A 6104-nucleotide genomic window follows, 5' to 3' on the forward strand; every position below is an offset into this window, starting at 1 on the left:
GGCGGCGGACCGTCGGCCAGCGCCGCCATCGCGCCGCAGGAGGAATGCCCGCACACCACGATCTCCTCGACCCCGAGGACGCCCACCGCGTACTCGATCGACGCGTTCATCGACGCGTCGGCCTGCCCCGGCGGGACCAGGTTGCCGATGTTGCGGATGGTGAACAGGTCACCCGGCCCGCTCGTCGTGATCAGGTTCGGCACGATCCGGGAGTCGCCGCAGGTGATGAACAGCGTGCGCGGCCGCTGGCCGTCGGCCAGGCCCGACAGCGTGTCGCGCAGCAGCGGCGCCGCCCGGCGGTGGAACTCCGTGGCGCCGCGGCGGGTCTGCTGGGCCGGGATCTCGACCTCCGCCGCCTGCCACTCCGACCACGGCGCCAGCCAGCGCGGCACCGCCCGGCTCGCCGCGATCCGCGACCGCGTCGGACGGCCCGCCTTGCCTTCCCCGAACCACGGGTGGCCGACCTCGTCGACCTCCACCGTGCCGCCGGCGCGCTCATACGCCGTCTGCCAGGTGTGCAGGCTTTCGAACGCCGCGTGGTCCAGGTAGTCGACGACCAGCTCCAGCCGCACGGTGACCCCGCCCGGGACGGTCCCGAGCACCTTCGACAGCCGCGGCACCGACAGGAACGTCAGGACGCCTTCGACGACGACGCGCCAGTCTTCGCCTTCCCGCTCGACGTGGATGCCCGACCAGACCGTGCGGCGCAGCATCAGCACCAGCGCCAGCCCGATGCCCGCCAGCACGCCGGTCAGCAGGTCGAAGACCACGACGCCGGCGAGGGTGAGCAGGTAGACCGGCAGATCACCGTGCGCCAGCACGGTTTTCATGTGCCCGGGGTTGACCAGCTTCGCGCCGACGTGCACCAGCAGCCCGGCCAGCGCGGCCAGCGGGATGCTCTGGATCAGCCCGGCGAGCAGGACGACGAACAGCAGCACCCAGACGCCGTGCAGCACCGCCGACGCCCGGGACTTCGCCCCGGCGGTGACGTTGGTGGAGCTGCGGACGATGACGCCGGTGACGGGCAGGCCGCCCAGCGCTCCGGAGATCATGTTGGCCGAGCCCTGCCCGACCAGCTCGCGGTCGAGGTTGGCGCGCGGCCCGGTGTGCATGCGGTCGACCGCGACCGCCGAGAGCAGGCTCTCCACGCTGGCGATCAGCGCGATCGTGACGACGGCGAGGGCGAACCCACCCCAGCCGCCGTCCGGCAGCTGCGGGACGAGGTGGATGTTCAGCAGGTCGCCGGGCAGTTCGACGCGCGGGAGCGTCATCCCGAACGCGACCGACACCACCGTGGCCACCGCGATCGCGGCGAGCGGGCCCGGCACCTTGCGGACCGCTTCCGGCAGCTTCGGCCAGAGCAGCAGGAGCGCGATGGTGATCAGGCCGACGATGGTGGCGGAGTCGTGGTGGGCGACGATCTGGGCGGGCAGCTCGGCGACGTTCTCCACCGCCGAGCTCTGGGCCTTGCCGCCGAGGATGACGTGCAGCTGGCCGAGCACGATCGTGACGCCGATGCCGGCCAGCATGCCGTGCACGATCGCCGGCGAGATGGCCAGCGCGGCGCGCGCGATGCGGCTCAGCCCCAGCAGGATCTGCAGCGCGCCGGCGGCGACGGTGATCGCGCAGGTGACGGCCCACCCGAAGGTCTGGATGGTTTCGGCCATGACCACGGTCAGGCCGGCGGCGGGCCCGCTCACTTGCAGGACGGAGCCGCCGAGCGCGCCGGCGACGATGCCGCCGACGACGGCGGCGACCAGCCCGGCGGCGACCGGGGCGCCCGAAGCGAGGGCGATGCCGAGGGACAGGGGGACAGCTACGAGGAAGACGACCAGTGAGGCCGGCAGGTCGTGTCGGAGCACGGCGAGGGGTCTCATGATCACCATGCAACCGGAAATCGGGTGAAATGTCCGCTGCGTACCACCCGATCGAGTGAAGAACTGGCGATATTTCACCCTTTTGTCACAAATCGGACATGCCGTTAACGCGGTCGTAACACGGTGTCAGCCTGTCGCTTGACAGTTAAATCCGGGACTATATATGGGTTTTCGGCTTCGACGACATGGTCGAACGAGGCCGCGCTCGGCAACGGCCGTAGCCGGGCGGACGCGGAGAGTGATCTGGCTCTCGAGTGGCCTGAAAGCGCTTCCCGACGATCGATCGGGCGGGCAGGCCGTCGGGGCCCGGGCACGGCGAAGGCCGCCTCCGGAGCACGGGTGCCCGGAAGCGGCCTTCGCGCTCAGTGCTCCAGCGCCCCCGCGGGGACGAACCCGCGCGCCGCATCGTCCAAAAGGGACACCTGCGCGGCGCCGACGTCGAAGTACATCCCGGTGAGGCGCAGCGCGCCCCGGTCCAGGGCCGCCGCGACCACCGGGTAGCCGCGCAGGATCTCCAGCTGCTGCACGACGTTCTGCAGCGCGAGCTGGTCGGCCTCGGCGGCCGGACGCTCGCCGCCGAGCAGCAGCGGTGCCTCGCGACGGCGGCGCCGGAGGGTCGCCTCGCCGTGCCGCAGCCAGCTGCCGAGCTGGTCGAGGCCCTCCGGGGCCCGGCCGAGCAGCGCCTTCATCGCGCCGCAGGAGGAATGCCCGCACACCACGATCTCGGCGACCTCGAGCACCCCGACGGCGTACTCGATCGCCGCGCCGACCGACGAGTCGGTGCCGTCGGCCGGCGGCACCAGGTTGCCGATGTTCCGCACCGTGAACAGGTCGCCCGGCCCGCTGGTGGTGATCAGGTTCGGCACGATCCGCGCGTCGCCGCAGGTGATGAACAGGGTGTGCGGCTGCTGGCCGTGCGCCAGGCCGTCCCACGTCTCGCGCAGCAGCGGCGCGGTGCGGCGCTGGAACTCCGAAGCGCCGCGGCACAGCAGCGAGCTGGCGGTGCGCTGGGCGGGCAGCGCGACGTGCTCGGCCTGCCACTGCGACCACGGCGCGAGCCACCGCGGCACGACGCGCGCGGCGACGCTGCGGCGCACGGTCGGCTCCCCCGAGCTGCCGCGCTCGAACCACGGGTGCCCGATCTCGTCGACGGTGACCGGCCCGGCGTGCGCCTGCTGCCAGCCGCGCAGGCAGTCGAACGCGGCGTGGTCGAGGAAGTCGACGTGCAGTTCGAGGGTGACCTCGGCGTGCGGCGGCACTTCGGCGAGCACACGGGTCAGCCGCGGCACGGACAGGAACGTCAGCGCGCCTTCGATGACGACGCGGTGGCGCCCCCCGCCGGTTTCGACGTGGATGCCCGAGAAGATCATCCGCCGCAGCATCATCGCGAGCGCGAGCAGGATCCCCGCCGCGACGCCGGTGAGCAGGTTGACCGCCACCGCCCCGGCGAGCGTGACGGCGTACACCGGCAGATCGCCGTGCCGCCGGACCTCCTTGAGCCCGTTGACGTTCACGAGCTTCATCCCGACGTAGACCAGCAGCGCGGCCAGCGCCGCCAGCGGGATCAGCCGCAGCACGCCGGTGAGCAGCAGGCAGGCGGCGAGGATCCAGGCGCAGTGCAGGATCGCCGACGCCCGGGTGCGCGCGCCCGCCTCGAAGTTGGTCATGCTGCGCACGATGACGCCGGTGACGGGGAACCCGCCGAGCGCGCCGGCGGCGACGTTCGCCGCGCCCTGCCCGACGAGTTCGCGGTCGAGGTCGGTGCGCGGGCCGCCGCGGAGCTTGTCCACCGAGACGGCGGACAGCAGGCTCTCCAGGCCGGCGATGAGCGCGATGGTGACCGCGGCGACGGCGAAGCCGCCCCAGCCGCCGTCCGGCAGCCGCGGCACGACGTGCAGCGCGGGCAGCCCGGCCGGAAGGTCGACGCGCGGCAGGGACATCCCGGTCGCGACGGACAGGCCGGTGGCCAGCGTGACGGCGGCCAGCGGCGCGGGCACGCGGCGGACGGCCTTCGGCAGCCGCGGCCAGGCCAGCAGGACGCCGAGGGTGACGACGCCGATCAGCACGGCCTGGTCGTGGTGCGCGGCGACCTGCGCCGGCAGCGCCAGGACGTTGGCCAGCGCCGAACCCTGCGCGGAGCCGCCGAGGACGACGTGCAGCTGGCCGAGCACGAGCGTGACGCCGATGCCGGCGAGCAGGCCGTGCACGATCGCCGGCGAGACGGCGAGCGCGGCACGGGCGGCCCGGGTGAGGCCGAAGAGGATCTGGAGCAGGCCCGCGGCGACGGTGATCGCGCAGGTGACGGGCCAGCCGTGGGTGGCGATCGTGTCGGCCAGAACCACGGTGAGGGCGGCGGAAGGACCGCTGACCTGCAGCGGCGATCCGCCGCAGAGGCTCGCGACCAGCCCGCCGACGACGGCGGAGATCAGGCCGGAGAGCAGCGGCGCCCCGGCGGCGAAGGCCACGCCGAGCGACAGGGGGACGGCGACGAGGAAGACGACGATGGAGGCGAGGAAATCGTGTTTGAGGTTCTCCAGGTGGACGGAGGGCTTCGGGGGTCCGGTGTCGTGTTCGCCACGAACGATCTCGATCATGGGGGCAGGATCGCCGAAACCGCGCGAAAAGTCCGCTACGCAAGCATTTCTCGCGTTCGTCCGGGCACAGGACGGACGGGTTTCCCGGCCCCTTCACACTTACCGCCTCGACCGTTCGCGTGGTTTCGACCGTGGTCTGCCACGCAGCGCGACGATGAGAGACCTTCGGGTCTCGGTGTGCCGGTGGTCACACCCGATGTGCTGAATTCAGGCCTTTTCGGCGACCGCGAGCATCGCGCGGGTGATCACGGCGAGGTCGTCGTCAGTCGAAACGTAGGGCGGCATGGCGTAGACGAGGTCCCGGAACGGCCGCAGCCAAGCACCGTTCGCGGTGACGACGTCGGTGGCCACGGCCATGTCGACGGGGTGGTCGAGCTGCAGCACGCCGATCCCGCCCAGCACCCGCACGTCGGTGACGGCGGGCAGGTCACGTGCCGGGGCGAGGCCGTCGAGCAGGGCCTTCTCGATCCGGGTGACGTCGCTGCGCCAGCGGCCGTCGGCGAGGAGGCCGAGGGAGGCGTTGGCGACGGCGGAGGCCAGGGGGTTGCCCATGAAGGTCGGGCCGTGCGCGAGGACGGGCAGTTCGCCCCGCGCGATGCCGGCGGCGACGTCCGGGGTGCACAGGGCGGCGGCCATGCTGAGGTAGCCGCCGGTGAGCGCCTTGCCGACGCACATGACGTCCGGGGAGACGCCCGCGTGCTCGGCGGCGAACAGCGCGCCGGTGCGGCCGAAGCCGGTCGCGATCTCGTCGAAGACGAGGAGCACGTCGTGCGCTTCGGTGATTTCCCGGAGGGCGCGCAGGTAGGCGGGGTGGTGGAACCGCATCCCGCCGGCGCCCTGCACGACGGGTTCGACGATCACCGCGGCCAGCTCGTCCCGGTGCCGCTCGATTGCGGCGGCCAGTATGTCCACATAGGACTGGTCGGGCGGGGTGTCGAACCCGGACGGTGGGGCGGGCACGAAGATCTGGTCGGGCAGGACCCCGCGCCAGAGCGAGTGCATGCCACCTTCGGGGTCGCAGACGCTCATCGGGGTGAAGGTGTCGCCGTGGTAGCCGCCGCGCCAGGTGAGCAGCTTGTGCTTCCCGGTCCGCCCGCGGGAACGCTGGTACTGCAGGCACATCTTGACGGCGACTTCGACGGAGACGGAGCCGGAGTCGCAGAGGAACACGTGCTCGAGCCCGTCGGGGCTGAGGTCGACGAGGGTTTTGGCGAGGGTGATGGCGGGTTCGTGGGTGAGGCCCCCGAACATGACGTGGCTCATCCGCCCGGCTTGCGCGGCGAGGGCGGCATCGAGCACAGGGTGCCGGTACCCGTGGACGGCGGACCACCACGAGGACATGCCGTCGACCAGCTCGCGGCCGTCGGCGAGAGTGAGGCGGACGCCGCTCGCTTCGGTGACCAGCAGGGATGGCACTTTTGCCGGCATGGGCGCGTATGGGTGCCAGACGTGCTGGGCGTCTAGGGCTAGCAGGTCGGCGGGGTCCATTCGGCGACCCTATGACACGGTGTTGGCCGGGTTGCTCCCCGCAGGGGCGGCTTGGTGATCCACCACCCCGAAGCCTGATTGTGACTACGGACGGTGGTACCGCGTCAAGGCGGGAAAGCGTGCCTTGACCCGGTACCACCGTCCG

At 72.1% G+C, this 6104-nt stretch carries 3 protein-coding genes; all 3 read right to left on the reverse strand.

The window, feature by feature from the left end:
• Positions 1–1886: bifunctional SulP family inorganic anion transporter/carbonic anhydrase (locus tag CCN39_RS46255; protein ID WP_086853363.1), on the reverse strand; the 1886-nt coding region annotated here is incomplete at its 3' end.
• Between the two features lie 353 nt (positions 1887–2239).
• Entirely contained in the window at positions 2240–4471 is a 2232-nt protein-coding gene (locus CCN39_RS46260; protein WP_086853365.1) for a bifunctional SulP family inorganic anion transporter/carbonic anhydrase, read from the reverse strand.
• A gap of 207 nt (positions 4472–4678) precedes the next feature.
• Complete coding sequence (locus tag CCN39_RS46265) at positions 4679–5959, reverse strand: adenosylmethionine--8-amino-7-oxononanoate transaminase (protein WP_086853367.1); 1281 nt, start codon at positions 5957–5959, stop codon at positions 4679–4681.
• Positions 5960–6104: the final 145 nt, after the last annotated feature.

The sequence above is a fragment of the Amycolatopsis kentuckyensis genome (genome assembly GCF_002155975.1).
Taxonomy (GTDB): domain Bacteria; phylum Actinomycetota; class Actinomycetes; order Mycobacteriales; family Pseudonocardiaceae; genus Amycolatopsis; species Amycolatopsis kentuckyensis.

Bases quoted from the DNA above. Each gene is read 5' to 3' on its own strand.
- CCN39_RS46260 (WP_086853365.1), bottom strand. From the start codon at position 4,471: ATGATCGAGATCGTTCGTGGCGAACACGACACCGGACCCCCGAAGCCC.
- CCN39_RS46265 (WP_086853367.1), bottom strand. From the start codon at position 5,959: ATGGACCCCGCCGACCTGCTAGCCCTAGACGCCCAGCACGTCTGGCAC.